Annotated in this window: 25 protein-coding genes and 1 pseudogene; 16 read left to right on the top strand and 10 right to left on the bottom strand. The window is 55.4% G+C overall.

All coding sequences use genetic code 11. The features are described 5' to 3' along the window. Window positions 1-5: 5 nt before the first annotated feature. Window positions 6-632 (bottom strand): FMN-dependent NADH-azoreductase, encoded by a 627-nt coding sequence (locus QJ48_RS31810; RefSeq protein WP_054977339.1) that lies wholly within the window; start codon window positions 630-632, stop codon window positions 6-8. Window positions 633-825: 193 nt separating this feature from the next. On the opposite strand from QJ48_RS31810, the gene QJ48_RS31805 reads away from it, so the two are divergent. Next, window positions 826-1,188 (top strand): hypothetical protein, encoded by a 363-nt coding sequence (locus QJ48_RS31805; protein ID WP_054977338.1) that lies wholly within the window; start codon window positions 826-828, stop codon window positions 1,186-1,188. A 71-nt stretch (window positions 1,189-1,259) separates the two neighbouring features. Here the strand turns inward: QJ48_RS31805 and QJ48_RS31800 are convergent, their stop codons facing one another. After that, entirely contained in the window at window positions 1,260-1,535 is a 276-nt protein-coding gene (locus tag QJ48_RS31800; protein ID WP_054977350.1) for a hypothetical protein, read from the bottom strand. A 26-nt stretch (window positions 1,536-1,561) separates the two neighbouring features. Next, window positions 1,562-2,296: a histidine phosphatase family protein gene (locus QJ48_RS31795; RefSeq protein WP_063858213.1), complete on the bottom strand. Its 735-nt coding sequence runs from the start codon at window positions 2,294-2,296 to the stop codon at window positions 1,562-1,564. A gap of 213 nt (window positions 2,297-2,509) precedes the next feature. Between QJ48_RS31795 and QJ48_RS31790 the strand changes: the two genes are divergently transcribed. The 4 genes from QJ48_RS31790 to QJ48_RS31775 all read left to right on the top strand — a co-directional run bounded on the left by QJ48_RS31790 (window position 2,510) and on the right by QJ48_RS31775 (window position 5,348). Further along, window positions 2,510-2,815: a PadR family transcriptional regulator gene (locus tag QJ48_RS31790; RefSeq protein ID WP_054977337.1), complete on the top strand. Its 306-nt coding sequence runs from the start codon at window positions 2,510-2,512 to the stop codon at window positions 2,813-2,815. A 26-nt stretch (window positions 2,816-2,841) separates the two neighbouring features. Beyond that, a complete protein-coding gene (locus QJ48_RS31785) occupies window positions 2,842-3,285 on the top strand; it encodes a dual specificity protein phosphatase family protein (protein ID WP_054977336.1) in 444 nt (147 codons plus the stop codon). Window positions 3,286-3,329: 44 nt separating this feature from the next. Then, window positions 3,330-4,514 (top strand): chromate transporter, encoded by a 1,185-nt coding sequence (locus QJ48_RS31780; protein ID WP_054977349.1) that lies wholly within the window; start codon window positions 3,330-3,332, stop codon window positions 4,512-4,514. 168 nt (window positions 4,515-4,682) lie between these two features. Then, window positions 4,683-5,348, top strand: coding sequence for a lipopolysaccharide assembly protein LapB (locus QJ48_RS31775; protein ID WP_054977348.1), 666 nt, complete (start codon window positions 4,683-4,685; stop codon window positions 5,346-5,348). Here the strand turns inward: QJ48_RS31775 and thiO are convergent. Both thiO and QJ48_RS31765 read right to left on the bottom strand, forming a co-directional pair. Continuing rightward, a complete protein-coding gene (gene thiO, locus QJ48_RS31770) occupies window positions 5,343-6,491 on the bottom strand; it encodes a glycine oxidase ThiO (protein ID WP_054977335.1) in 1,149 nt (382 codons plus the stop codon). The two genes, QJ48_RS31775 and thiO, sit on opposite strands and share 6 nt — an antisense overlap. Beyond that, the gene (locus QJ48_RS31765; protein ID WP_054977334.1) at window positions 6,488-7,132 is read right to left on the bottom strand and encodes a thiamine phosphate synthase; all 645 of its coding nucleotides are present in this window, start codon (window positions 7,130-7,132) and stop codon (window positions 6,488-6,490) included. The genes thiO and QJ48_RS31765 overlap by 4 nt, the downstream gene beginning before the upstream one ends. Before the next feature lie 198 nt (window positions 7,133-7,330). Between QJ48_RS31765 and thiD the strand changes: the two genes are divergently transcribed. After that, window positions 7,331-8,140 (top strand): bifunctional hydroxymethylpyrimidine kinase/phosphomethylpyrimidine kinase, encoded by an 810-nt coding sequence (gene thiD, locus QJ48_RS31760; RefSeq protein WP_054977333.1) that lies wholly within the window; start codon window positions 7,331-7,333, stop codon window positions 8,138-8,140. A gap of 136 nt (window positions 8,141-8,276) precedes the next feature. Beyond that, window positions 8,277-8,732 carry a DUF86 domain-containing protein gene (locus tag QJ48_RS31755; RefSeq protein ID WP_054977332.1) on the top strand — a complete coding sequence of 152 codons (456 nt, stop codon included), beginning with the start codon at window positions 8,277-8,279 and terminating at the stop codon, window positions 8,730-8,732. Between the two features lie 30 nt (window positions 8,733-8,762). Here QJ48_RS31755 and QJ48_RS31750 read toward each other — a convergent pair whose 3' ends face one another. Continuing rightward, window positions 8,763-8,975 (bottom strand): GyrI-like domain-containing protein, encoded by a 213-nt coding sequence (locus QJ48_RS31750; RefSeq protein ID WP_054977331.1) that lies wholly within the window; start codon window positions 8,973-8,975, stop codon window positions 8,763-8,765. Window positions 8,976-9,238: 263 nt separating this feature from the next. On the opposite strand from QJ48_RS31750, the gene QJ48_RS31745 reads away from it, so the two are divergent. Then, window positions 9,239-9,877 carry a metalloregulator ArsR/SmtB family transcription factor gene (locus QJ48_RS31745; protein ID WP_054977330.1) on the top strand — a complete coding sequence of 213 codons (639 nt, stop codon included), beginning with the start codon at window positions 9,239-9,241 and terminating at the stop codon, window positions 9,875-9,877. Window positions 9,878-9,928: 51 nt separating this feature from the next. Here QJ48_RS31745 and QJ48_RS31740 read toward each other — a convergent pair whose 3' ends face one another. From QJ48_RS31740 to QJ48_RS31725, 3 genes and pseudogenes are all read right to left on the bottom strand, one after another. Then, a complete protein-coding gene (locus QJ48_RS31740; RefSeq protein WP_054977329.1) occupies window positions 9,929-11,338 on the bottom strand; it encodes a DUF2339 domain-containing protein in 1,410 nt (469 codons plus the stop codon). 241 nt (window positions 11,339-11,579) lie between these two features. Next, a pseudogene (locus tag QJ48_RS31735) lies at window positions 11,580-12,724 on the bottom strand (IS3 family transposase). A 104-nt stretch (window positions 12,725-12,828) separates the two neighbouring features. Then, the gene (locus QJ48_RS31725; protein WP_054977327.1) at window positions 12,829-13,956 is read right to left on the bottom strand and encodes an LCP family protein; all 1,128 of its coding nucleotides are present in this window, start codon (window positions 13,954-13,956) and stop codon (window positions 12,829-12,831) included. A gap of 293 nt (window positions 13,957-14,249) precedes the next feature. Here QJ48_RS31725 and QJ48_RS31720 point away from each other — a divergent pair, with 293 nt between their 5' ends. The 4 genes from QJ48_RS31720 (at window position 14,250) to QJ48_RS31705 (ending at window position 18,316) form a co-directional block, all read left to right on the top strand. Further along, window positions 14,250-15,512 (top strand): hypothetical protein, encoded by a 1,263-nt coding sequence (locus tag QJ48_RS31720; RefSeq protein WP_054977347.1) that lies wholly within the window; start codon window positions 14,250-14,252, stop codon window positions 15,510-15,512. Further along, on the top strand, window positions 15,505-16,212 hold the full coding sequence (locus tag QJ48_RS31715; RefSeq protein ID WP_054977326.1) for a response regulator transcription factor: 708 nt from the start codon (window positions 15,505-15,507) through the stop codon (window positions 16,210-16,212). The genes QJ48_RS31720 and QJ48_RS31715 overlap by 8 nt, the downstream gene beginning before the upstream one ends. Then, the gene (locus QJ48_RS31710; protein WP_054977325.1) at window positions 16,209-17,675 is read left to right on the top strand and encodes a cell wall metabolism sensor histidine kinase WalK; all 1,467 of its coding nucleotides are present in this window, start codon (window positions 16,209-16,211) and stop codon (window positions 17,673-17,675) included. Before QJ48_RS31715 ends, QJ48_RS31710 begins: the two co-directional genes overlap by 4 nt. 74 nt (window positions 17,676-17,749) lie before the next feature. Beyond that, entirely contained in the window at window positions 17,750-18,316 is a 567-nt protein-coding gene (locus QJ48_RS31705) for an FAD-dependent oxidoreductase (RefSeq protein WP_054977324.1), read from the top strand. A gap of 707 nt (window positions 18,317-19,023) precedes the next feature. Here the strand turns inward: QJ48_RS31705 and QJ48_RS31695 are convergent. After that, the gene (locus QJ48_RS31695) at window positions 19,024-19,659 is read right to left on the bottom strand and encodes a bifunctional 4-hydroxy-2-oxoglutarate aldolase/2-dehydro-3-deoxy-phosphogluconate aldolase (RefSeq protein ID WP_054977322.1); all 636 of its coding nucleotides are present in this window, start codon (window positions 19,657-19,659) and stop codon (window positions 19,024-19,026) included. 151 nt (window positions 19,660-19,810) lie between these two features. Here QJ48_RS31695 and selD point away from each other — a divergent pair, with 151 nt between their 5' ends. From selD to QJ48_RS36415, 4 genes are all read left to right on the top strand, one after another. Next, the gene (gene selD, locus QJ48_RS31690) at window positions 19,811-20,869 is read left to right on the top strand and encodes a selenide, water dikinase SelD (RefSeq protein WP_054977321.1); all 1,059 of its coding nucleotides are present in this window, start codon (window positions 19,811-19,813) and stop codon (window positions 20,867-20,869) included. Between the two features lie 66 nt (window positions 20,870-20,935). Continuing rightward, complete coding sequence (gene mnmH / locus QJ48_RS31685) at window positions 20,936-21,967, top strand: tRNA 2-selenouridine(34) synthase MnmH (RefSeq protein WP_054977320.1); 1,032 nt, start codon at window positions 20,936-20,938, stop codon at window positions 21,965-21,967. 164 nt (window positions 21,968-22,131) lie between these two features. After that, complete coding sequence (locus QJ48_RS31680; RefSeq protein ID WP_054977346.1) at window positions 22,132-22,575, top strand: DUF948 domain-containing protein; 444 nt, start codon at window positions 22,132-22,134, stop codon at window positions 22,573-22,575. A gap of 6 nt (window positions 22,576-22,581) precedes the next feature. Then, window positions 22,582-22,691, top strand: a 110-nt coding sequence (locus QJ48_RS36415) for a YtxH domain-containing protein (protein ID WP_193394523.1), incomplete at its 3' end; no start/stop codon positions are given.

Raw genomic sequence — 22,691 nt, 5'->3', positions numbered from 1 at the left:
TGAAATTAGAACGTGGATGCGGCTTGCGCGGCTTGACGAAGACCGGCTTCCACGATTTCCGCGTTACGGTCCGGGAATTGGTTGTGGCCTTCGACGACGACCGTAGTCAGGTCCGTTACGCCGATGAAGCCCATGATCGTTTTAACATAATTCAGCGACATTTCCATGGATGTCATCGGTCCTTCGGAATAAACGCTGCCGCGTGCGTTCAACAGAGCGACCTTTTTATCGGTAACGAGACCTTGCGGTCCTTGCTCCGTATATTTAAACGTTTTGCCGGCTTGGCAGAGGTAGTACAGGTACGTCGTCAGTTGAGCCGGAATCGTGAAGTTCCAGAGCGGGAACGCGAAGACGACTTTGTCCGCAGCCAGGAATTGATCCAGATAAGCGTTGGCATCATCGGCCGCCGCTTTTTCTTCCGCAGTCAGCTCCATACCTTTGCCTTGCTTGAACAGGCCGGTCATCATGACGGAATTGTAATAAGGCGGGTTGGCTGCAAACAGGTCGAGCTCGGTGATTTGGTCTTGCGGGTTAGCTTCACGGTACGATTTCAGGAAGGTGTCATACAGCTTTACGCTGACGGCTTGATCGGCCGGGCGGTCGTTCGCTTTAATAAAAAGTACATTGGACATAAAAATAAAGCCTCCTTTAATTTGGCGAAAAAGTTATAGGGTCAATCAAAATTAATAACTTACTTTATGTAAGTATAATAAAACATGTAACTTACTAAAGTCAAGTGTTATTTTAATTTAAAATAAAAAGGTATAGCCGGTTTCCGGGAGTGGGAAGCTAACTGCAGCGAAGCGACGGAAAGGAAGAATAGCTATGAATCCGATTGAACATGCGGTATGCCGCCGGGTATTGGAGCGCGGCGACCAGCTATGCGCGGATGTCGAAGTTCGTGTCAAAGGGAGAGATAACCATCTGGTGGTGTTGTTCAAGGAGTCGCAAGATAACGATTACGATATGGTGATGGTGCTGGAAAAAGATGCGGACCGCGACATCGATTGGTACGACAATGATTTGCATGCCGCTTACGTCGATGTCACGGAGAAGCTGTTCGCGGACGAAGCGGGAGAGACGCATTGGAATCCGAGGGAAGCGTTTAAGGAGCAGGTCCTGAGCTACGGGGACGTTCGGGAGCAGATCCGGCAGCAGTTGAAGGAAGCGCGGTTGCAGAAGGTGTAAGCCATACGGCAGGAAAACAAAAAACAGACGTCTGCGCCAGAGGCGGGCCGTCTGTTTCTTCTTTACGCAGCTCAGCGCTTCTTGTTCGTCGGGCGCGGCGCGTATTTGCGCTCGTTTCCGTCCCAACGGAAGTTCGCGATAAAGAAGCCGATAATCCCGAATACGATGATGCGGATCGTAAACCAGGACGGCGTAAGCGTTTGCTGCGTGAGCCATTCGATTGCCGTGAACAGCACCGCCAGCGAGATCCCACACATGGCAACGCCGTAGTACATGACATATCTCGCTTTGCCCAACTGCCGCGTTTTTTGCCACTTGGCGGCCTTGTCTTCATTTGATGTACTCATGGACTGGTTGTTCCCCCCGATTGCTTTCATGGACAAACCATTCGCGAAGCAATCGGTAAATTCCTGCCTGTTCGGGAAACGTTCACAACTGATTTTTGAATTGAGTCATATATTCCTTTGGTAACTGCAGTTTCACGCAATCCGGCGAACTGCAGTACTTCCTCCAAAGACATGCTGCCAACGACTTTGTAGCCCATGCCTAACCCTAGAGGTTTTAATACGACAGTGCCCAGGTTGGGGATATCCCCTAATCCAATCCCGGAAGGAAAGGCGTGGCCTATGATGACTCGGTTCGTTCCCTCAGGAGGCTTGGGTTCAACGGCGGTTGTAAACGCTCGAATGGTTTCCTGAATTTGTTGAGGATCGGCGTCGCCGCTAAGTTCGTAAATCTTTAACCAAAAATCATTTATAGCTACATTACGTTCGCCAAAGGCGATTTGCGCGGTCTGCGTAGTTCTGCATAACGGACTTGCTTCAACGGGAAGATGGACGGGTATGTTGAGTTTACGAATCGCTTCACCATATCTTCGGGCTTGCTCCTTGCCTTTTACGCTTAAATTCCTTTGCGTTGAACAATCCGTAATGGCAAAGAAGGGTTTATCCTCGCCTACATTCGCTTCCCCATGCCGTACATAAAGCACATAACCGCCTTGACGAAGAGTGTTTACCATGGAGGTGGAAAGTTCCTTTGCCTGAGCAACTCCAAATAGCATAGTCGTTGCGAGGAAAAGACAGGACATAAGTATCGGCAGCAGGAACATCGTGAGTCCCCTTTTTTAACAATATGGTTCCTATCGAGAAACCGTTCTAGTCGCCATTGTGATGTTTCTGACGCATTTCTTGTTAACCCTCACATGAAGCAGAAGTTGAGGATGTTACTTTAAAGTATTTGTTAACGTCTTGAATGGAAAGCGATTATTTATGTACAATAATATCACATCTCGATATCAACAATCGAAAATGGTGGGTTCAACTTGGAGGAACAAATTTACCGAAAGTTATTTTTAGGGTTTATCCAGATTCACATCTTGCATCATGCCCAAGCAGAGCCGATATACGGCATATGGATGTTGGAGGAACTAAAGGAGCATGGTTACAAACTAAGCGCAGGCACCCTGTATCCGATACTTAAAACAATGGAGGCGTCAGGTTTATTGCAACGGGAAGATCGGAACGTGGGCGGAAAAATTCGAAAATACTACAGGACGACTCCTAAGGGAGACGTAGTGCTGAAAGAAGCCAGGGCTAAAGCGTACGAGTTATTTCAAGAAATCCGATGACTAATTTTAAGTAAAGGGGATTTATCATGGGAAACGAAAAATCATATCTGGCGCTGATTCATGAACGGATTTTTATTGGCGGCGCCTCCGACGCTCCATCTATGGCGGAGGAAGAACAATGCGACGTTATTGTTGATTTGCGGGCCGAGGCGGAAGACGGCGAATCGATACCGGGCATTCGCCGGGTAAGAGCTCCTTTAGTTGATAAGTCGACCGCACCGAACCAAGAGACAGCCATACAAGAGGCTGTGGAGAAGGTAGTTGCCGAATACAAAGCTGGTCACAAGGTCGGTTTTCATTGCGCGGCAGGGAGAGAACGTACGGGCGCTGTTGCCGCCGGCGTATTGCTTTCTCTTGGGATATGCAGCGATGTAGATGAGGCCGAAGCTCAAATCCAAAGCATACGCGATGCGGTGAAGATAAATCCGATTCACAAACAGGCATTGAAGAATCTGTACCCGAAAAAATAAATTCAGGAGCGATACGTGTGGACGCTGGGCAACAAGGACCGAGAATGATCTCAACAACGAAAGTCTCCTCTTTATGGGAGGTTCTTCGCGTATCAACGAAATTAGGTCTGACATCATTCGGCGGACCGATCGCCCACCTGGGTTACTTCCACGACGAATACATTCGGCGTCGGCAATGGATGGATGAACGGAGCTATGCCGATCTTGTAGCGCTATGTCAGTTTTTACCCGGACCTGCAAGCAGTCAGGTCGGAATCGGGATTGGGATTGTAAGGGCTGGACTCCTGGGCGGGTTCGTCGCTTGGCTGGGTTTTACGCTGCCTTCCGCGATCGCCTTAGTTCTTTTTGCGTTATTACTGCAAGGCTTTGATATTGCGAATGCAGGGTATATTCATGGACTTAAAATTGTGGCCGTAGGGATCGTAGCCCACGCTATATTAGGCATGGGGCAGAAACTTACGCCAGACCGGGACCGCATGACGATCGCAGTCGCCGCTGCAACGGTTACGTTATTATGGCCGGCAGCTTATACTCAAGTGCTGATTATTGTAGCGGCAGGCCTGCTGGGACTTTGGCTGTACAAGAAGAATCCCGGTACAGGTAACCAGAACATTCAAATTGCAATTGGCAAGCCTTTCGCTATCGGTTGTCTTGTTTTGTTTTTTGGCCTCCTTATTGTGTTACCTTTCTTAAGACAAACGGTGAACATTGAATGGTTTGCCTTGTTTGACAGTTTTTACCGCTCGGGGTCGCTGGTATTCGGTGGCGGACATGTCGTACTGCCTCTGCTGGAACGCGAGGTCGTGCCAACCGGTTGGATAAGTCAAGAAGATTTCTTGGCCGGATACGGAGCGACCCAAGCCGTTCCGGGACCTTTATTTACTTTTGCGGCGTACCTCGGTTTGATGGCCGGTGGCATCGGCGGGGCTGCGGTTGCGACGGCGGCGATTTTCTTGCCGGCATTTCTCCTCGTTGTCGGCGCGCTGCCGTTTTGGAACGGACTTCGAAGCAACGCCAAGGTGCAAGGAGCGTTGGCAGGGATTAACGCAGCGGTAGTCGGAATCTTGTTGGCTGCGTTATACGATCCGCTTTGGACGACGGCCATCCTGACTCCGGCAGATTTTGCGTTAGCGCTTTTGTTGTTCACCATGCTTGCATTTTGGAAGTTCCCTCCTTGGGTCGTCGTTCTGACTGGCGCCCTTGGTGGAATTATGATTGGATATATATGAATCGAGGAGGGCACTTTGGAAATGATTCCAAGGTGCCTCTTTGTTCTTGCTTCGGATTATTTAAAATACGGTATCGGCCAAGCTGCGCCATGGCCGACTAACCGTGCTCCGCTTGCCAATTTGTGGTACAATCGGTGGGAGAATAAGCGAAAGGCAGGTACGCCAGGCGTGAGCAAAGTCTTCATCTTTTCTTTATTATGGTGGGTCACCGGGAATCCGTTTGTGGCCTTTCTCGTGCTGCTGATAATCCTGTACATGCTTGACCGCCGTTTTGTCGGCTTGACTCCAAGTATTTTTCAGCCGCTGAAGCGGGCGCGGCGTTTGTCCCGCCTGAAGGAGGAGTTGCGGCTCAATCCGCATCATACGTCGACCAAGCTGGAAATCGCCCGAATTTATATGGAGCAAAAAAAATACGGCGCGGCGCTCGAACTGTTGGTTGAGGTGGCGAGAGTGATGGACGATTCCGCGGACGTGCTCAGCGAGCAGGGCATCTGCGAGTTGAAGCTGGGACGGACGGAGGAAGGCGAGCGCCTCTTGCTTCGTGCACTGGAGCTGAACCCGCGGGTAAAGTACGGCGAGCCTTATTTGCGGCTGGGCGAAGCATTCGCAGGCAGCAATCCGGAGAAGGCGATCCGGTATCTGGAACGGTTCGGGGAGGTCAACTCTTCGTCCTGCGAAGCGTACTACCGGCTCGGTTTGCTGTACCGGGGGCTCGGGCGAAACGAAGAAGCCCGCCGGGCGTTCCGCGAAGCGGTGGAACTATACCGGGGGCTTCCCAAATACAAGCGGCGCCACGAACGGCGCTGGGCGCTTCTCGCCCGCATGAAATCATAAGACGGCTGCTGTACCGGCGGCGGCCCGGGCGGGTGTGAACGGTGCCAAGTCCGCCAAAGTCGGCCGGCCCTGCGCCAGCTCGGCGACAATCCGCGCGGTAGCGGGTGCGAGCAGAATGCCGTTGCGGTAATGTCCCGTAGCGAAAATCAGGCCGGGCGCAGCGTCCCACGTGCCGAGGAACGGCAGGGCGTCCCGCGTGCCGGGCCGCAGTCCTGCCCAAGTGGAGACGAATTCGGCATCGGCCAGTCGCGGCAGCAGCGCTGCCGCTTTTGTATGCAGCTCGCCGATCGCCTTGGCGGTCGGCCGCTTGTCGAAGCCGGCTTCCGTCTGGGTTGCGCCGACAATGTAGCTGCCGTCCCGTTTCGGCACGACGTAGCAGCCTTTGGTGAAGACGGTGGAGCGGATGAGCGGCGCTTCGGTCTTGAGCGAAATGCACTGGCCTTTGACCGGGAACATGGGCAAGCTCAGCCCGAGCGGCTCGGTCAACGCCGGGCTCCAAGCTCCTGCAGCGAGCACGACGAGGTCCGCGTACAGCGGGCCTTCCGACGTCTGTACGCCGCGGATTCGGCCGCTTCCCGGCTCCGTCAGCAGCCGGATGACCGGCGTCCACTCGCGGATGGCGCAGCCCTGCTTGGCTATCGCGGCTTGCAGCGTCTTGGCGAGCCAGACCGGGTGCACGTGATGATCGGCAGGCAAATACAGCCCGCCGCGTACGGCGTTGGTCAGCTCGGGCTCCAGCTTCAGCATCTCCGCAGGCTGAACCCACTCGGCGTCCCGAATCCACGACAAGCGGCCGCGCAGTTCGGCCTCATCTTCTTCCGTAAGGGCTGCGCGGACGATTCCCTCAGCGACATACTGCGCCGTAAGGCCGCTAAACTGCTCCAATTCGTCCGTCCAAGCGCGGTACAGCTGCTGGCTCAGACGGCACAGTTCGTAGTAAGGGCCGGGCCGGTGCGTTTCGGATTGCGCCCCAAGCATCCCTGCGGCGGCGGTGGACGCCTCCTGATTCAACGCCCCCTTTTCGATCATCGTGCAGGCAAAGCCTGCCTTGCCGAGCTCGTAGGCTGCGCTGCAGCCGATAATGCCGCCGCCGACAATGATAACGGTCGGTTTGGTGCCGCTATGACTTGAATCCGTACTCATGACAATCCTCTCCTTGGGGTATGCTTCGTCCGATCAAGAGCTTCCCGGAATGCGGCAATTTGTCCCGCCGGGTCCGCGTGCAGCAGTACCGAGGACAGCACGGCAATGCCGGCCGCGCCGGTGGACAAGACATCGTCCACGAGCTGCGGCTCGATGCCCCCGATCGCCAGGACGGGAACGTCCGCCGCTTCCACGGCTTCCGTCAATGCGGCCAGGCCGCGCGGCTCTAGTCCCGGCTTCGAGCCGGTCGCGTACACATGGCCGAAGAGCGCGTAATCGGCTCCCTGCCGGCCCGCCTCGGCGGCTTCCTCGGCCGAATGGACGGAGCAGCCGAGCGTCATGCCGCGCGGAGCGATGGCCCGCGCTTCGGCTGGCGACAAGCTGCCGCCGGTAAGCTGCACGCCCGCCGCCCGGGCGGCCAGCGCGGCATCCAGGCGGTCGTTCAGAAGGACCGCCGTGTGCGGCAGCAGCGGCTTTAGCCGCGCATGCCAGCGCACCAGCTCGCTGGCGCTGCGGTGCTTTTCGCGGATGTGCAACGCGTCCACCAGCTCGAACGGACAGCGGGCCACAATGGCGGCTACCTCTTCCAGCTCCTGTCGGCCGGTCGTAATGACGTGCAGCGCAAGGGTTCTCCGGGACATACGGGATCGGACCTTCCTTTTCTCCATTGAAATGTAGTTTCATCATAACGCTTTCGCTTCCGCGGCGTCAAAGCGTTTGTCCCACTTGTCATAAAATGATCACGAACCGGAGGATGCGGACCTGCCGGGCTTCTTGACGGTCGGGAAGGAGAAGACTAAACTTATGGAAGGTATAGCGATTCGGGAGGCAGGTGCAGCATGACGATATTCAAAGCATTGACCATCGCAGGTTCGGACAGCGGAGGCGGAGCAGGGATTCAGGCGGATTTGAAAACGTTCCAAATGCTCGACGTGTACGGGATGTCCGCGATTACGGCGATCACCGCTCAGAACACGCTGGGCGTTCACGGCATTTACGATATCCCGCTGGAAGGGATCGAGAAGCAAATAGACGCCGTGCTGTCAGATCTCGGAGCGGACGCGGCCAAAACCGGCATGCTGTCGCAGCCGGAAATTATCGAGCTGGTCGCGGGATGCATCCGCAAGCACGGGCTGAAGCAGCTTGTCGTCGACCCGGTGATGGTCGCCAAGGGCGGAGCCAGCCTGCTCGCCGGTAATGCGCAGAACGCGCTGCGAGAGAAGCTGCTGCCGCTGGCCGCGCTGGTGACGCCCAATATCCCGGAGGCGGAGGTTATTACAGGCCTCTCGATCACTACGATAGAGGATATGAAGGAGGCCGCGCAGCGCATCGTTAAGGAGTTCGGCGCGGGCGCTGCGATCGTCAAAGGCGGCCACCGCAGCGGCGAGCCGACAGACGTGCTGTACGACGGCGAGGCGTTCCACCTGTTTACGGGCGAGCGGTACGAAACGCGCCATACGCATGGGACAGGCTGCACCTTCTCCGCGGCTATCTGCGCGGAGCTTGCCAAAGGAAAGCCACTGCTGGAGGCCGCCCATACGGCCAAGCAATTTATTACGCTTGCCATCCGGCATACGCTTGGTATCGGCGCCGGTCACGGTCCGACAAACCATTGGGCGTACGTGCGCGAGCGCGCCACGGCCGAATAGCAGACGAAGGAGCATCCGATATCATGAGCTATGAATACTTGATGCAGGCGGTTTTGCTCATCGTCCTGCTCATCGCCTTTTTTCCCGCCATCGCGCTGTGGTCCAAGTGGAAAAAGAAGAAACGGAGATAAGCGATATGTACTATGTCAATCAGGAACAAATCGATGCCCGGCTGGCGTTCGTGCCGGATTTATTGAAAGCTTGCGCTGCCTTGGAGTCCGCTTGGGAAGCCCGGGGAAAGACCGGCGCAGAGGAATCGGATTCGGAGCTGCTGCTGCATCTGGCGCAGGAGCGGACGCTGCATCTGGCGATTGAGACGGTGACCGACGTCGGCAGCTTGCTGATCGACGCGTTCATGATGCGGGACGCCAGCAGCTATGAGGATATCGTCGAGATCCTCGCCGGCGAAGGCGTGTTCGGGGCCGACGTTGCGCTCGTTCTGACGGAGCTTGTGAAGCTTCGCCGTCCGCTGACGCAGGAGTACAACACGCTGCCGCGCAGCGGGCTGCATCCGATGATCGCGAAGCTGCCCGGGGCGCTGAGCGCTTTTGCCGAAGCCGTACCGGCATTTATCAGCAAAGAAATGCTGTAGCGCCGTTCTGCAGACCAGGGACCGTCCGGATCAGGACAGGTCCCTTTGTTCTACCGGGAAGCGCAGAATCGTTTTCCAGCCGGAAGGCGGGGTTTTTCGGGGATCGGTCAAATAGATTTCATGATGCAATCCGTTTTGAACCAGTCCGCGTGCTTCCATATAAGCGTGCATGCGCTCCACCGTTTCCGGCTCCGTCTCGTAAGGGCCGACGTGAAGCATCTGCACACACAGTCCTTCGGCCATCGTCTCGTACGCCACATGAGCGATGCGGTCGGCGCTTAACGGGTGATCCCTGACAACCTATTGTCAGCATAGCGGAGCAGCTTCGAATTTTTCTCCATTTTATTATCCGCCAGCCTTTTCCTCGGTTAGTATTTTACATACATAGTAGTATATTAATTTACTTATCGTCCCATTTCGTATACAATATTTTTATTCATACGGTACAGCATAGCTTCGCCAGAATAAAACAGGCGGCCTGCATACAAGAAGGACGGTGAGACCGGATGAACCAGGAAACGGACGTATCGACGCGGCGCGTCATCCTCACGATGCTCAAGACCAAAGGGGCGCTCAGCGTCGGGGACATGTCGAAGCAGCTAGGCATAACGGAAATGGCGGTGCGGCGGCACCTGAACACGCTGGAGCGGGATAATTTGATCGAATCGAAGCTGGTGCGGCAGGCGATGGGACGGCCTTCGCATCTGTATTCGCTGACATCGAATGCCGACGACTTATTTCCTAAAAAGTATCAGCATCTCGCGTTGGATCTGTTGGAAGAGTTGGAAGCTTCCTTGGGGGAAAGCAACGTGAACCTGCTGTTCGAGCGGCGCAAGGAGAGGCTGATCGGCCGCTATGGGGAGCGCATGAAAGACAAGCCGTTCGACGGACGCGTCCAAGAACTGGCTGAAATTCAGAATGCGAATGGCTACATGGTCGAATTGGAGCCGACGGAGGGCGGCGGGTATTTGCTGAAGGAGTACAATTGCCCGATCTCTCAGGTAGCCAATCAATATACCCATGCTTGCCAATGCGAGCTCGCGATGTTTCAGCGTTTGCTCGGCCCGGAAGCCGAAGTGGAACGGACGGAATGTCTTGCCAAAGGCGGCGGCAAATGTACGTATGCCATTCGGCCCAACCAATAAAAAAACCATCTCTTCTGCCGGATCTTCCGCAAGAGATGGTTTTTTGTCGTTTCAGGAAGGGGGAGCCGCGTCGTTTTCGGGCTTGGGCCGTTTGTTTTGGACCGTTCGCAGGTTCGTCGTATAAGTTATGCCGACAGACAGCAGCCCGAACAGGAAGAACGCGATAATCTTGTCCATAGCCGGGCTCCCGGATAGATCGAACAGTATCGTTTTGACGGCGAGGCAGATCAGCGTCAAGGAACCCAAGGCTTGAAGCGGCTTCCGCTTCCGGTAAGCGCCCCACAACAGCACCAATAGCGCGTACAAGCCCCAGACGGCCGACAAAGTAAGCTGCAGGTTAAGCCATGGGGCTAGCCCGTAATAGGCGAAGAAGCTGTGCGTTCCGCAGGCAAGTCCTCCGCCGACGGCCAGATGGCTGAGGAAGGCGAATCCATTGGAGAGCATCCGGTTGTCGTCTTCCCGCAATCGTTCGAAGCGGCCTTTGGCCGACAAATAAAACCCTACGGCGGCCAGCAGCGCCCAAGCCGGCATATTCCCGTGGGCGAACGGAGAGGGATTGCCGAACGGGTTCGCCTCAGCTTCATTCCAAGCGCCCAAAAGCCAATAGCCGAAGACACCCAGCCAGATGACGGCCGCTCCGGCTCGGAGCGCATCCCATCGTTTGACGGTGCCAAGTCCCAGCATGGCAATGGCGGCGGGAAGCCACAGAAATACATGGGTGACCGGTTCCAAGGTCCGTTCCTTGAGAAAGTGGAGCGATGCGAGGAGAATGAGCATCATCCCGCCGAACAGCTTTATCAGGACGATCGTAGATAATTCGGGTAGCCAGCGTCGGATCAGGCAGGCCAGGATGACGTATAGCATCCCCATGAACAGCATCGGGTAGGCGATCGGCACGACCCGTTCCCACAAGACGAATGCCCAGAAGCCGAACACGGCGGCATTCGCGATGCCCAGGAACAGGTCGGTGCCTTCGTCTATCCGTTTCTTCCATATCGAGACGGACAAGGCGCCAATGTAAAAAATATAAATCAGAAGCGCATAACGGTACGCAAGGCTCCAGCCTTCGGCGGCGTCCGGCTGGAGCTTCAAGTAGAATAGGAAATACAACAGCCATGTGCCTGCAAACGCGGTGAACTTTAGCTCGTTCCAATCGAGCCGGAGGCTGAGGGCAAAATAGACGATATTCAATGCCAATAAGCCGGCCCAGAGCATCCAGCCTTCATCCGGGCCCGGGCTTACAATCAGGAGCGCCGGCCATCCTCCGAGCAGCGATACGTTCAAGAGAAGTCTCGATCGCCATTTGAAGGCGATCCAGCCGGCTCCTGCCGCAGTGGCCAGCATACCTGCACCCGACGGAGGCCCTTGCTCTAGCGTAAGGCAGAGCCCGTATAGAAAGACTCCCAGAATCACCACGGCTCCGGGCCAAAATGACGGCAACCTGCGCAGCCGTTCTTTCATGCCTAGCGTTCCTCCCCCGATAACGTAATCCGTACTTAGTTACAATAATTGTAAGGGAACGGGGGAGGAGGGGATAAGTACTAAATTCATCTAGTACTGGAACGTATGTTCTGGTTCCGCAGGTTACTTGTTTAACGGAACATTTTCCGAACCGAACTGCTGAAGTGTTCAAAATAAAAAAACAACAGGTCTGCGGGACTGACCCCCGTTCGTAAGACAGGGATCAAAACACCTTGCAAGTTTAAGCGGCCAGTCGTCGGAAATTAATCGGCGACTGGTTATTTAGTTTCGTTTGAATGCGAATTGAGTTATAGTAGTTAATGTAATCTCGAACGGTTTGTTCAACGATTGCCGTCGTTGTACAGGTAAGCCTTTCGAGATAGAACGTTTCAGACTTTAGCGTGGAATGAAACGATTCGATGGGGGCATTATCAGCGGGCGTTCCCTTGCGGGACATGCTCATGGTAATGCCTTTTCCTTTTACAGCATCCTGGTAGGCCTGAGACGTATATACGCTACCCTGATCACTGTGTAGCATCATACCAGGTCGATCTGGGAGCTGGTGTAGCGTGTCCAGAACAAACGATGTATCTTGCTTATCACCTATACTGTAAGCCACAATCTCTCCATTAAACAAGTCTAATATGCTCGACAGATACAATGTTTTTCCGCCAAATGGCAAATAAGTAATATCTGTTACTAGTTTTTGCATCGGCTCATCGGCTTGAAATTGACGTTTCAGCAGATGTTCGGCGATATGAGCAGGTTGTCCAGTTGCTTTACGTTTCTTTACCTTGACGCGGCACTGTAGCCCTTCCATCTGCATAATCCGTTGTACACGTTTGTGATTAATTGTCTGTTCCATTCGGAGCAGCGCGGTAATCTTTCGGTACCCGTAGCGAAATTTATGCTGTGTACAGAGCTGCCGAATGTTCTCTACCACGGGGTTCGCACGCTTGACACCATAGGATGCCTTCCAACGATAATACGTTGAACGAGGAACCCCTAACCATGCACAAGCTTGAGACACACTCACTTCCCCTCGAATGGACTCCATCCATGGGATGACGATCTCTGGTGACACCTCCTTTCCAGTTCCTTGTACTTTTTTAGCACGTCCAGTTGTTGCTTCAGAAACCGAATCTCGGCTTTCAATTTTTCGAGTTCTGAGGCATACTCAGGGCCCTTCCCGTAGCTATATTATTTACCGACTGGCTGTTCAAGTCGGTGGAATGCTTCCGCTCGATACCACCTCATCCACGTCTCTATTTGGGTTTTATTTCGTATGTTGAGCTTCTCCATAACCACTTTCACGGGTACACCCGCTAACCTCATCTCAATTGCTTTCATTTTCATTTCCACAGGGTAGCTAACTCTTGTTGCCAACGTAAAAACACCTCCAAGGTTGTCTCCATATCTTACAACATGGTTACATTCTCTCGAAGGTGTTTTGATTTGTCTCACGTTACGGGGTCAGTCCCCTGCCGCGGTTAGCGGGACCTGCTGTTTTTGGTTATCGAGGTGGCTTCCTTTTCCTTGACCTTCACGGGAGCCGGATCGATTCCGAAGCGCTTGCTGTAGACACTGTAGGTCGAACCTGTTACGGTAGTCCCCGGGATTTCGGCCGGAAGGCCCCGCTGCGTCCGCAAAGAGGCGATCGCTGCGGTAAGCTCGTCTTCTTTTACAACAATGTAGGGGCTATCCCACCGTCCGTCCAGATGGATGAATTCGATATGGTCGGGCTTCAGCTTCTGGAAGGAAAGCAGAAACCGGCGAAGCTCATCGGCAGGGATATCCGTTTTTACGCTTTCTCCGGCAATTTTCAGCAATCCGCTCCATTGGGTAATCCCGCTGAACGACGTCATCTTTTGCAGCAGCTTATCGAGAACTTCCTGCTGGCGCTGGTTGCGGGCGAGGTCCGAGGACTCTTCGGTGCCCCGGTTGGATTTGCGGTAGCGCAAGAAATCAAGCGTTTGCTTGCCGTTTAACGTTTGAAACCCTTTTTTCAGATTGATATCCGTGCCGTCTTCTTCATCGACGTAACGCATATCCATATCGACATTCATTTCGATGCCGCCGAGCTCGTCGACGACATTGCGGAAGCCGTCGAAATCGATCGCCGCCATATAATCGATCGGCACGTTGAACATATCGCCGTATAGCTCTTTCGTTTTCTGAATCGCGGTTTCCTTGTCCTGTATGTAATAGTAGGCGTAATAGTAGTTCGCTTTTTGGCTGGAAAGGCCGAACTCCCTCGGTTTCATCTCCAGATCGCGGGGGATGGAAACGATTGTGGCGGAGCGGGTCTCCGGATTCAGCGAGACGAGCATGAGCACATCGGTGTTCAGCGTGCCGCCGCTGCCTTGACGGCTGTCGATGCCTGTCAGCAAGAAGGTCATCGGCTTAAAGTTCTCCGCAGGAGCAACCAGACCGTTCAATCCTTGCTGGGTCGTCTTTACCGGCGGGGCCACGGACATATTTTCGAGTGCCTTGTCGGCTTGATGCAGCAAATATCCGGCATAGGCAACGGCGCCTACGCCAAGCAGGGCAAGACCTATAATAACATTCCGCAAGGATTTGCGGGGTTTGATCGTTAGATTTTGTCGGGAAGGAACCATTATTCAACCTCCTGTCAATGCTCTTTCAAAACACTGTCTACCATAATAACGCAAAAGATGGAGCAAAAGGTTACAAAAATATTAAAAATTCGCCAATTCTTTTGTCATCGTTTTGTTACCTTCTCTTTTCGACAAACGATTACAATGGAGAGAGGTACTCTTTTTTACCCTAAAATGAACCGGATCACACGTATCCTGGCCCTGTCGATTGATTTTTGTAAGAGGAAAGGCTATCATGTGAAAAAAACGAAACCCGGACGTTCGGACCACCGCTTGGGGAGTGACATATGACGATGAAGAGAAAAGCGGCGGCGGCTTGGCTGGCGCTGGTTTTAGGCTGTACGGGCTGCGGCTTCATGGGACAGCCGGGGGCGTACATGCGGCTGCCCAAGCTCCCGGCCGAGCAGGAGGCGCTCAAGCTGACGATCGAACGGTCGCTGCCGGAAGGCGCGGCGTTGATCCGCCCCCGCAAGGCGGAGCAGAAGGGCGCGTTCTCGCTGATCGATTTGGACGGTGACGGCAGCGAGGAAGCGGTGTTCTTTTATAAGATCAAAAACAAGGAACAGCTGAATGGCGAAATCTGGAGAATGAAGGACGACTCGTGGCAGCGTCTTGACCGGTTCGAGGGCGCCGGCTTCGAGCTGGATTCGCTGACGTTTGACGATGTGGTGCAGAAGGGCCGGAAGGATGTGATCGCTGGCTATTCGACGGGAGCGGAAGCGGCCAAAGGCTTGGCGGTCTATTCCTTGGAGGCCGGACGGATGATGAAGAAACTGGAGCTGCCGTATACGGACTATGTCATTGACGATCTGAACGGAGACGGAAAGAAGGATGTAACGGTTATTGTCCACGACAGGGGAGTATCGTCCAACGCAACCCTCTATCAATATGAAAACGAGCTTCGCAAGCTGGGAAGCGTACGTTTGGATTCAACCGTGAACGATTATTATAACGTGCTCGGAGGGCGCGTGTCGGCGGACAAGCGGGGCGTTGTGCTCGATGCTTCGGTGGGCGCCCATTCCTCATATACCGAGCTGCTTGTGTACGAGGGAGGGAAGCTCAAACGGGCGCTTAATCCTCAAACGACCTACAAAGCTTACTCCGGCAAAAGCGAAGACGCCGACGGTGACGGCATCCTCGAAATATCCGGCATGTACGATCCGCCGGGCTACGAGAACGAGGCGATGGTCAACATCCCTTGGATCGAGACCTTTGCCAAATGGGACGGCGGACGCGGGCTTACGACGGTGCTGGAACGTTATTTTAACGGCGAATACGGGTATACCTTTGACATTCCGCCGGAGTGGAAAGGACGGTTTACGATGAAGAAATCGGAGGCTTCCGTCCGCTTCTTGAATACCGGGGACGGGAAGCTGCTGGCCGAGATCCGGGTATTTCCGCAGGCGGAATGGACGGATGACGATAAGTCATGGACCGTGCTGAGCCGGACGATGGATCAAGTGTATGCCATCGATGCGAACGGGGCGGCTTATCGAAGCTTTTTCCGCTTGCTATCGGAAGCAAGAGCCGAAGGGGGGAGCCAGACGCATGAGTAAAATACTGATTTTGGAAGACGAAGATTCGATCCGCAGCTTTGTCGTCGTCAATCTGAAGCGGCAGGGGTACGACATTACGGAGGCGGTTACCGGAGACGAGGCGCTGGCGCTGCTGAAGCAGGACGACAGCTTCGATATTGCGCTGCTCGACGTCATGGTGCCGGGGATGGACGGCTTCGAGGTGTGCCGGCGGGTGCGGGAATTTAACGAGCGGATCGGCATCATCTTCCTGACCGCCAAAGTGCAGGAGCAGGACAAAGTAATGGGTTTATCGCTCGGTGCGGACGATCATATCGGCAAGCCGTTCAGTCCGGGGGAGCTGATGGCGCGCATCGGGTCGCTGCTGCGCCGTGTCCGCAGGCAGCCGGCCAGCGGGGAGGACAGCGGCACGCTGCGTTCCGGTCCGTTCGAAATTCATCCGGAAAAAGTCGAGCTCCGCAAAAACGGAGAACGGATCGATCTGACCCCGACCGAGTTCGCTTTGATCCAGCGCCTGATCGAAAAAGAAGGCTCCCCGCTGAGCCGAAACGATCTGCTCGATGAGATCTGGGGCGTTCAATACATCGGAGATCCAAAAATTGTCGATGTCAACATCCGCAGGCTCCGTCAAAAAGTAGAGGAGGACCCGTCCGCTCCGAAATTTATCGAGACGGTCTGGGGCTTCGGCTACCGCTGGCAAGGGCGGGACGCCTCGACATGAGGCTGCGGAGAAGTTTGAAGCGGCAGGTCGTCATGCGCTTTTTGGGGATCGTTCTGCTGACGCTCATTCTGATGGAAGGCGTCTTCTTCTTTGCCGTCCGCCAGTTTTACTATAACGGCATCGCCAATGTGCTGACCAACCATGCCGTCGTCTCGGCGAACTTCTATGCCAATTTTGCGGGGGACTTGTTTTACAATAATTTGAGCCAGCATTTGAACCGGTTGGTGCAGTATTTCGCTTACGAAACGGCGGAGCTGGAAATAGTGGACCGTAACGGCACGGTGCTGGCGGCTTCCAGCGGCTTTGCCGTCCGGGAGCGCATTTGGACAAACGATGTGAAGGAGGCTTGGACGGGCCGGACGGGGGTGTGGACCGGGAATCAAGCGGTGACCAACGAGCGTGTGATGGCGGTCTCCAACCCGCTCGTCTATCAAGGGCAGACGCTGGCGGTGATCCGGTATGTCACTTCCTTGACGGAGGTAGACCGGGTGCTTCGCACGATCTATGCCGTATCCGCCGGCGTCGGCGGCGTCGTGCTGCTGCTGGTGCTGCTTGTCAGCCTTCCCTTCGCCAATTCGATCGTCCGGCCGATCAAACGGATGACGGCCGCATCGGCCGAGATGGCCAAAGGCCGGTTCGATGTGCGGGTCAACGAATCGTATGACAACGAGATCGGCGAGCTGGCGGGGACGCTGAATTATATGGCTCGCGAGATCGTGCGCAGCGAGTCGCTCAAGAACGATTTTATTTCTTCCATTTCTCACGAGATTCGGACGCCGCTGAGCAGCATTAAGGGCTGGAGCGAAACGATTCTGACAGGTGGCATGGAGGACAAGGAGGAGACGCGGCTCGGGCTCGGCATTATCGCGAAGGAAACCGACCGCTTGATCGGCCTTGTCGAGGAGCTGCTTGACTTTTCCAGGCTGCACCAGAAAAGCATTACCCTCGATCTCGCCCGGGTGCCGATGAACGAGCTGCTGGGGGAGGCGGTGCTGCAAATGCGTTCCAAAGCGGAGCAAAAGCGGATCGACCTTCGCTTGAGCGTACCTTCCGAACCCGTGACGGTCGTCGGGGATACGAATCGGCTGAAGCAGGTTTGTTTGAATTTGATCGATAACGCGATCAAATTTACCGGACCGGGCGGACGCATTGCTATTTCACTGGAGCGGGAGGACCGGGACGCCGTCGTGCGAATCTCGGATAACGGCATCGGGATATCGCGCGAGCATCTGGGAAACGTCCAAACGAAGTTTTATCAGGCGGACCCAAAAGCGGAAGGTACCGGCATCGGACTCGCCATTTGCCGGGAAATCGTCGACCTGCACCAAGGCTCGATTCGGCTCGATTCGGCAGATGGCGAGGGGACGACGGTAACGGTCCGGCTGCCGTTGGAAGAGGCTGAAGCTCAAGGCACGGAAGCCTCCGGCACGTTATTTGACAAGCCCGAAACGGATGGGCGATAATGGAAAAGATCGGGGCGAATCCGCATCCATTCGCACGTTCGACTTTTTCACTTTCTGGAAAGGGAGGATGAATGATGTCTTACGATGTAGCGATTATCGGAGCAGGACCTGCAGGAGCAAGCGCGGCCCTCTTCACGGCGAAGGCGGGCAAGAAAACGCTGGTGATTGACAGCGATCAGAGCATTACGAAACGCGCTTGGGTGGAGAACCACTACGGCGTAGCCGAGATTACCGGGCCGGACCTGGTGGAGATCGGGAAGAAGCAGGCGTCCAAGTTCGGAGCTGAGCTGGTGCAAGGCAAAGTCGTCGCCGTTGCGAAGGAAGGCGAAGGATTCCGCCTGGAGACGGAGAACGGAAGCTACGAAGCGAAGCATGTCGTGCTCGCCACGGGGCTGAACGCCGAGCTGGCGCAGCAGATTGGCGTGAATACGAAGCCTGGAACCGAGCCACGGATCAAGACGGTAGTCGATGCTACCCCGGAGGGCAGGACGAACGTGCCGGGCATTTGGGCGGCCGGGATGGCGGCGGGCGTGAGCGTGCATACGATCATTACCGCAGGCGATGGGGCCAAGGTTGCGATCAATTTGATCAGCGAGCTGAATGGCGAGCGTTATGTTGACCATGATGTGTTGAAAGCATAAATGATGTGCAAAAAGGCGGCCTCCAGCTGTGGAGGGCCGCCGTTTTTTTTGTATTGTAGCACATTTTCGGCTTTCCGCGGGCATCGGATTGATTTCCTTCTCGCGGCAGGCTACGTTTACCTGTCCAAATGCGAAATCTGAGAGGGGAGCAAGGGGGCTGTCGGTAGGCTGAAAAATAGAGGAACCAGGATGAGTTATTTGAATGCTACGGGCCGCTGATGAGTACATAGCGGAACTCAAAGTGCATTAACCTTGTCGAAAATTGTGCAAGCTGCCGAGAACAAAGGCATTAAGGCACTTCCAGTTCCGCTATTGAGGATTTGCCGGCGAAATCCAATCGAATAACGCACGGGCAGTTCCGCTATTTTATCTGGGGCCAAGTTACAAGCGCCTAAAAGTATGCGGTCGCGCTCGTCATCCCGTCTCTCCGCCGGTTCACCAACTCGTAAAGCCCGCTGCTTATAACTCAGCAACTTGTCACTTTCCACTCGTAAAGCTAGCTGGTTATAACCTAACTTTGGAACTCGCCACTCGTAACTCATCACTTGTAAAAAGCCTGCTGCCTGTAACTCCCCCCCCTGTAACTCGTCCTTGCAGCTCGGGCTTGTAATTTTCGCCTCTGGGACTCTTTGTCGCTTGCGCCCGAAGTGCCGGTGAGGCCGATTCAAGGGTTGCTTTAAGGCAACGGGCTCCTCCTCCGACGCGATTCAGCCTCTGGACCGCTCTACGAGCCGGGCCGCTTTATCCCGCACCCAACCAAAGTTGCCGGCAGCGATTTCCTTCAGGTTCACGAGCGAGCCGCCGATGCCGACCCCGTAGCAGCCAATCTTTATAAACTCGGCAATATTGTCCTCGTTCACGCCGCCGACCGCCATCATGGGGATGTGATTCAGCGGGCCCATCAATTCCTTGATGTAACCGATTCCGAGACTGGCGCCCGGAAATATTTTCACCGCCGTCGCTCCTGATTTCCATGCTTTTACAACTTCCGTCGGCGTCATCGCTCCCGGAAAAATCGGAGTACCGCGCTCCGCAGCGTAACGAATCACCTGCTCGTCCGTGTTCGGAGTAACCAAGTACGACGCCCCGGCATCCAGCGCTTTCCGTGCGTCGTCTACGTCCACGACGGTCCCTGCGCCGATGTACATCCGCTCCCCGAACCGGGCTTGAAGTCGTTCGATCATGCCAAGCGCTCCCGGCGTATTCAGCGTTACTTCCATGACCGGCACCCCGCCGCTGACCAGCGCATCCGCTAATCCCTCGATATGCCGTTCCTCCACGCCGCGCACAATGGCGACGATCTTTACTTTCTCGATCAACTGCAGTCCTTGTTCCCGATTCATCCGCTGTATCCTCCCCTTATGACCTGTTTTTATCCTGTTGTCGCAGAGATAAGCCGCCATTTCATTGACTTCATTATACCTTCTTTTTTTTAAATGCCAACTGTGCTAACCTTTATTTTATGGAAACTATGATTAGGAGCTGATCCGAAAGATGAGCGTTAACGAACCGGTCAAATTAACCTCTTACTCTACGAAAGGCGGGTGCGGCTGCAAAATCGGTCCCGCGGATTTGCAGCAGGTCATCCGGACCCTTCCGCCAGCGACGCCCGACCCGAATCTCCTCGTCGGTCTCGATACGAGCGACGACGCCGGAGTGTATAAGCTGACGGACGAGCTGGCGCTGGTCCAAACCGTCGACTTCTTTACGCCCATCGTCGACGATCCTTACGCTTTCGGTCAGGTTGCAGCGGCCAATGCGCTCAGCGACATTTATGCGATGGGCGGGAAGCCGCTAACGGTGCTGAACATCGTAGCCTTTCCGATCAAGAAGCTGGATAAGCAAGTGCTGGCTGACATCTTGCGCGGCGCGGGCGACAAGGTCAAAGAAGCGGGAGCGACGCTCGTAGGAGGTCACTCCATTGACGATAACGAGCCGAAGTTCGGTCTCGCCGTCACCGGATTGGTGCACCCGTCCAAAGCGAAGACGAATGCGGGGGCCCAGCCGGGAGACAAGCTGATCTTGACCAAGCCGATCGGCGTCGGCATCTTGACGACCTCGATTAAGAAAGACGCCTTAAGTCCGGAAGAAATCGAACGGGTTACCAAGGTAATGACTACGTTGAACAAAACGGCTGCGGAAACGATGGAGCCGTACGACGTGCACGGCTGTACCGACGTGACCGGCTTCGGACTTCTCGGCCACGCGGCCGAACTGGCCAAAGGCAGCGGCGTAGGCGTGCGCATCGGGAAGGCTCAGGTGCCGATGCTGCCGCGCGTCCGCGAGCTGGCTGAGGCAGGCTTTGTCCCGGGAGGCACCAAGAACAATTATGCGCACCTCGAAGGGACCGTCGCCTTCGCTGAATCCATCGATCAGCTCGATCAATGGATTCTCTGCGATGCGGTGACCTCCGGCGGGCTGCTGATCGCCGTCGCCGCGGACAAGGCCGACGCCCTGCTGGGCGACTTGTGCCGCGCAGGCGTCGAGGCTGCGATCATCGGCGAGACGACCGCCGACCATCCGGGCGAAATCCGCGTCCTGGAATCGCTGTAAAACAGAGCCCAGGACGTGCAGCTATGCCGCAGCACGCCCCATATGAAATAAAGGAGCGAGGACGCGTTGCAACAAGACATAACCGTGCAGGAGCTGCTGCGCCTGCATCAGGAACGGGAGCTGACGCTCGTCGACGTCCGTTCTCCCGGAGAGTTCAAAGAATTTACGATCCCCGGCAGCTTGAACATACCGCTTTTCGACGACCGGGAGCGGGCGGAGATCGGTACAACCTATAAGCAGGTCAGCATCGAAGCGGCCAAGCAGCGCGGGCTTGAGATCGTGTCTGCCAAGCTGCCGGCATTCATCCGGGAATTTCAGGCGCTTGGTCCGAACAAGGCCGTCTTCTGCTGGCGGGGCGGCATGCGAAGCCGGACGTCGGCTACGCTGCTGTCGCTTATGGGCATCCGCGCCTACCGGCTAACCGGAGGCATTCGGGCCTACCGGCAGTGGGTCTTACAGACGCTTGAGTCGTTCGAGCTCAAGCCCAAGGTCGTCGTCATCGCCGGCCATACCGGCACCGGCAAGTCGCTGATCCTCCGCAAGCTGGCCGAGCGGGGCTACCCCGTGCTCGATCTTGAGCGGATGGCCGGACACCGCGGTTCCATATTCGGGCAAATCGGACTTGCGCCGAATAACCAAAAGATGTTCGAATCGCTGCTTGTCCACGAGCTGCTGCGCTATCAAGACCGGCCTTTCGTGCTGATGGAGGCGGAAAGCCGCAGAATCGGCCGGGCGGTGATGCCCAACTTTCTGGCGGAAGCCAAAACAAGCGGCATCCCGATCCGGATCGAGGCACCGTTGGAAGAACGGATACGGCACATCGTGCAGGAGTATCGGCCGCAGGAGCACGCGGACGCTTGCCTTGCCGCTTTTCGGCAAATCCGCCGCCGGCTTCATACGCCGGTTGCAGCGCAAATCGAACGGCATCTGCTGGACCATGAATTCGAGGAGGCCGCAAGGCTGTTGCTTGAATATTACTACGATCCGCGCTACGAGCATGCGGAAGAACGTTATACCACGGAGCCGATCCGTCTCCGCGTCCGTCATACGGATGAAGCCGTGCAGCGAATCGAGCAAGAGCTGAAGCGGCTGTTCTAAGCCGAACTTTAAAGCCTGGGCAACCGGGCTTTTTTTGCTGTCTTTTTTGACAAGCGCCGTGTCCTTTTTTTCGGAAGTTGTGTCAAAATGGGCGCCTCCGTCTTATACTGTACTATCTCATAGGCATTCGTCTAGGAGCGGCTGGGATGACGGAGGTGAGGGCCATGTGGTGGCAATGGGGAGCGGCGGTCTGCATTTTTGCTTTTCTGGTGCTCATCGGGTTGGCTATACGCTTTGCGTATTTGGCGATTCGTGCCCTGAGGCATGCCGAGACTGCGCTTGACACGATGCAGCAGCAAGTTCGGCAAACCACGGAGAGCACCGAAAGCTTGCTTCGGGTGTCGACCGAGGTCATGCGGGACCTGCAAGGCAAAATGCAAGCGGTCGATGCTTGGTTTGCGGCGGCGGAGGAGACGGGAGAAGCGGTACAGCGGGTATCCCGAATCGTGAAGTCCGTGTCGCTCTCCATTGAGAGCACGGCACTTGAGGCGCGCAAAGCGTTACATAGCCATCGGGATACCGCGAACGACCTGATGGAGCTGACAGCCGCCGGCCTGCAGCTCTGGCATCGCCTACAAGCTTCCAGACCCATGAAATCAAAGGAGTGAAGAACGATGGCAGCGGAAAAAAGAAATAAGGATTTGCTCGTCGGAGCCGTAATCGGCGGTGTGCTCGGCGCGGTGACGGCACTGCTGTTTGCGCCTAAATCCGGACGCGAGCTGCG

It is taken from the genome of Paenibacillus sp. A3 (assembly GCF_001399685.1).
Classification (GTDB): Bacteria; Bacillota; Bacilli; order Paenibacillales; family NBRC-103111; genus Paenibacillus_G.
The sequence above is the reverse complement of the archived record's forward strand: the minus strand, read 5'-3'. Positions and strand labels throughout refer to the sequence as shown.

Bases quoted from the DNA above. Each gene is read 5' to 3' on its own strand.
- QJ48_RS31810 (WP_054977339.1), bottom strand. From the start codon at position 632: ATGTCCAATGTACTTTTTATTAAAGCGAACGACCGCCCGGCCGATCAA.
- QJ48_RS31795 (WP_063858213.1), bottom strand. From the start codon at position 2,296: ATGTTCCTGCTGCCGATACTTATGTCCTGTCTTTTCCTCGCAACGACT.
- QJ48_RS31705 (WP_054977324.1), top strand. From the start codon at position 17,750: ATGTCTTACGATGTAGCGATTATCGGAGCAGGACCTGCAGGAGCAAGC.
- QJ48_RS31720 (WP_054977347.1), top strand. From the start codon at position 14,250: ATGAAGAGAAAAGCGGCGGCGGCTTGGCTGGCGCTGGTTTTAGGCTGT.
- QJ48_RS31800 (WP_054977350.1), bottom strand. From the start codon at position 1,535: ATGAGTACATCAAATGAAGACAAGGCCGCCAAGTGGCAAAAAACGCGG.
- QJ48_RS31745 (WP_054977330.1), top strand. From the start codon at position 9,239: ATGAACCAGGAAACGGACGTATCGACGCGGCGCGTCATCCTCACGATG.
- QJ48_RS31680 (WP_054977346.1), top strand. From the start codon at position 22,132: ATGTGGTGGCAATGGGGAGCGGCGGTCTGCATTTTTGCTTTTCTGGTG.
- QJ48_RS31755 (WP_054977332.1), top strand. From the start codon at position 8,277: ATGTACTATGTCAATCAGGAACAAATCGATGCCCGGCTGGCGTTCGTG.
- QJ48_RS31695 (WP_054977322.1), bottom strand. From the start codon at position 19,659: ATGAATCGGGAACAAGGACTGCAGTTGATCGAGAAAGTAAAGATCGTC.
- selD (WP_054977321.1), top strand. From the start codon at position 19,811: ATGAGCGTTAACGAACCGGTCAAATTAACCTCTTACTCTACGAAAGGC.
- QJ48_RS31710 (WP_054977325.1), top strand. From the start codon at position 16,209: ATGAGGCTGCGGAGAAGTTTGAAGCGGCAGGTCGTCATGCGCTTTTTG.
- QJ48_RS31740 (WP_054977329.1), bottom strand. From the start codon at position 11,338: ATGAAAGAACGGCTGCGCAGGTTGCCGTCATTTTGGCCCGGAGCCGTG.
- thiO (WP_054977335.1), bottom strand. From the start codon at position 6,491: ATGAGTACGGATTCAAGTCATAGCGGCACCAAACCGACCGTTATCATT.
- QJ48_RS31805 (WP_054977338.1), top strand. From the start codon at position 826: ATGAATCCGATTGAACATGCGGTATGCCGCCGGGTATTGGAGCGCGGC.
- QJ48_RS31765 (WP_054977334.1), bottom strand. From the start codon at position 7,132: ATGTCCCGGAGAACCCTTGCGCTGCACGTCATTACGACCGGCCGACAG.
- thiD (WP_054977333.1), top strand. From the start codon at position 7,331: ATGACGATATTCAAAGCATTGACCATCGCAGGTTCGGACAGCGGAGGC.
- QJ48_RS31750 (WP_054977331.1), bottom strand. From the start codon at position 8,975: ATGGCCGAAGGACTGTGTGTGCAGATGCTTCACGTCGGCCCTTACGAG.
- QJ48_RS31725 (WP_054977327.1), bottom strand. From the start codon at position 13,956: ATGGTTCCTTCCCGACAAAATCTAACGATCAAACCCCGCAAATCCTTG.
- QJ48_RS31785 (WP_054977336.1), top strand. From the start codon at position 2,842: ATGGGAAACGAAAAATCATATCTGGCGCTGATTCATGAACGGATTTTT.
- QJ48_RS31780 (WP_054977349.1), top strand. From the start codon at position 3,330: ATGATCTCAACAACGAAAGTCTCCTCTTTATGGGAGGTTCTTCGCGTA.
- QJ48_RS31715 (WP_054977326.1), top strand. From the start codon at position 15,505: ATGAGTAAAATACTGATTTTGGAAGACGAAGATTCGATCCGCAGCTTT.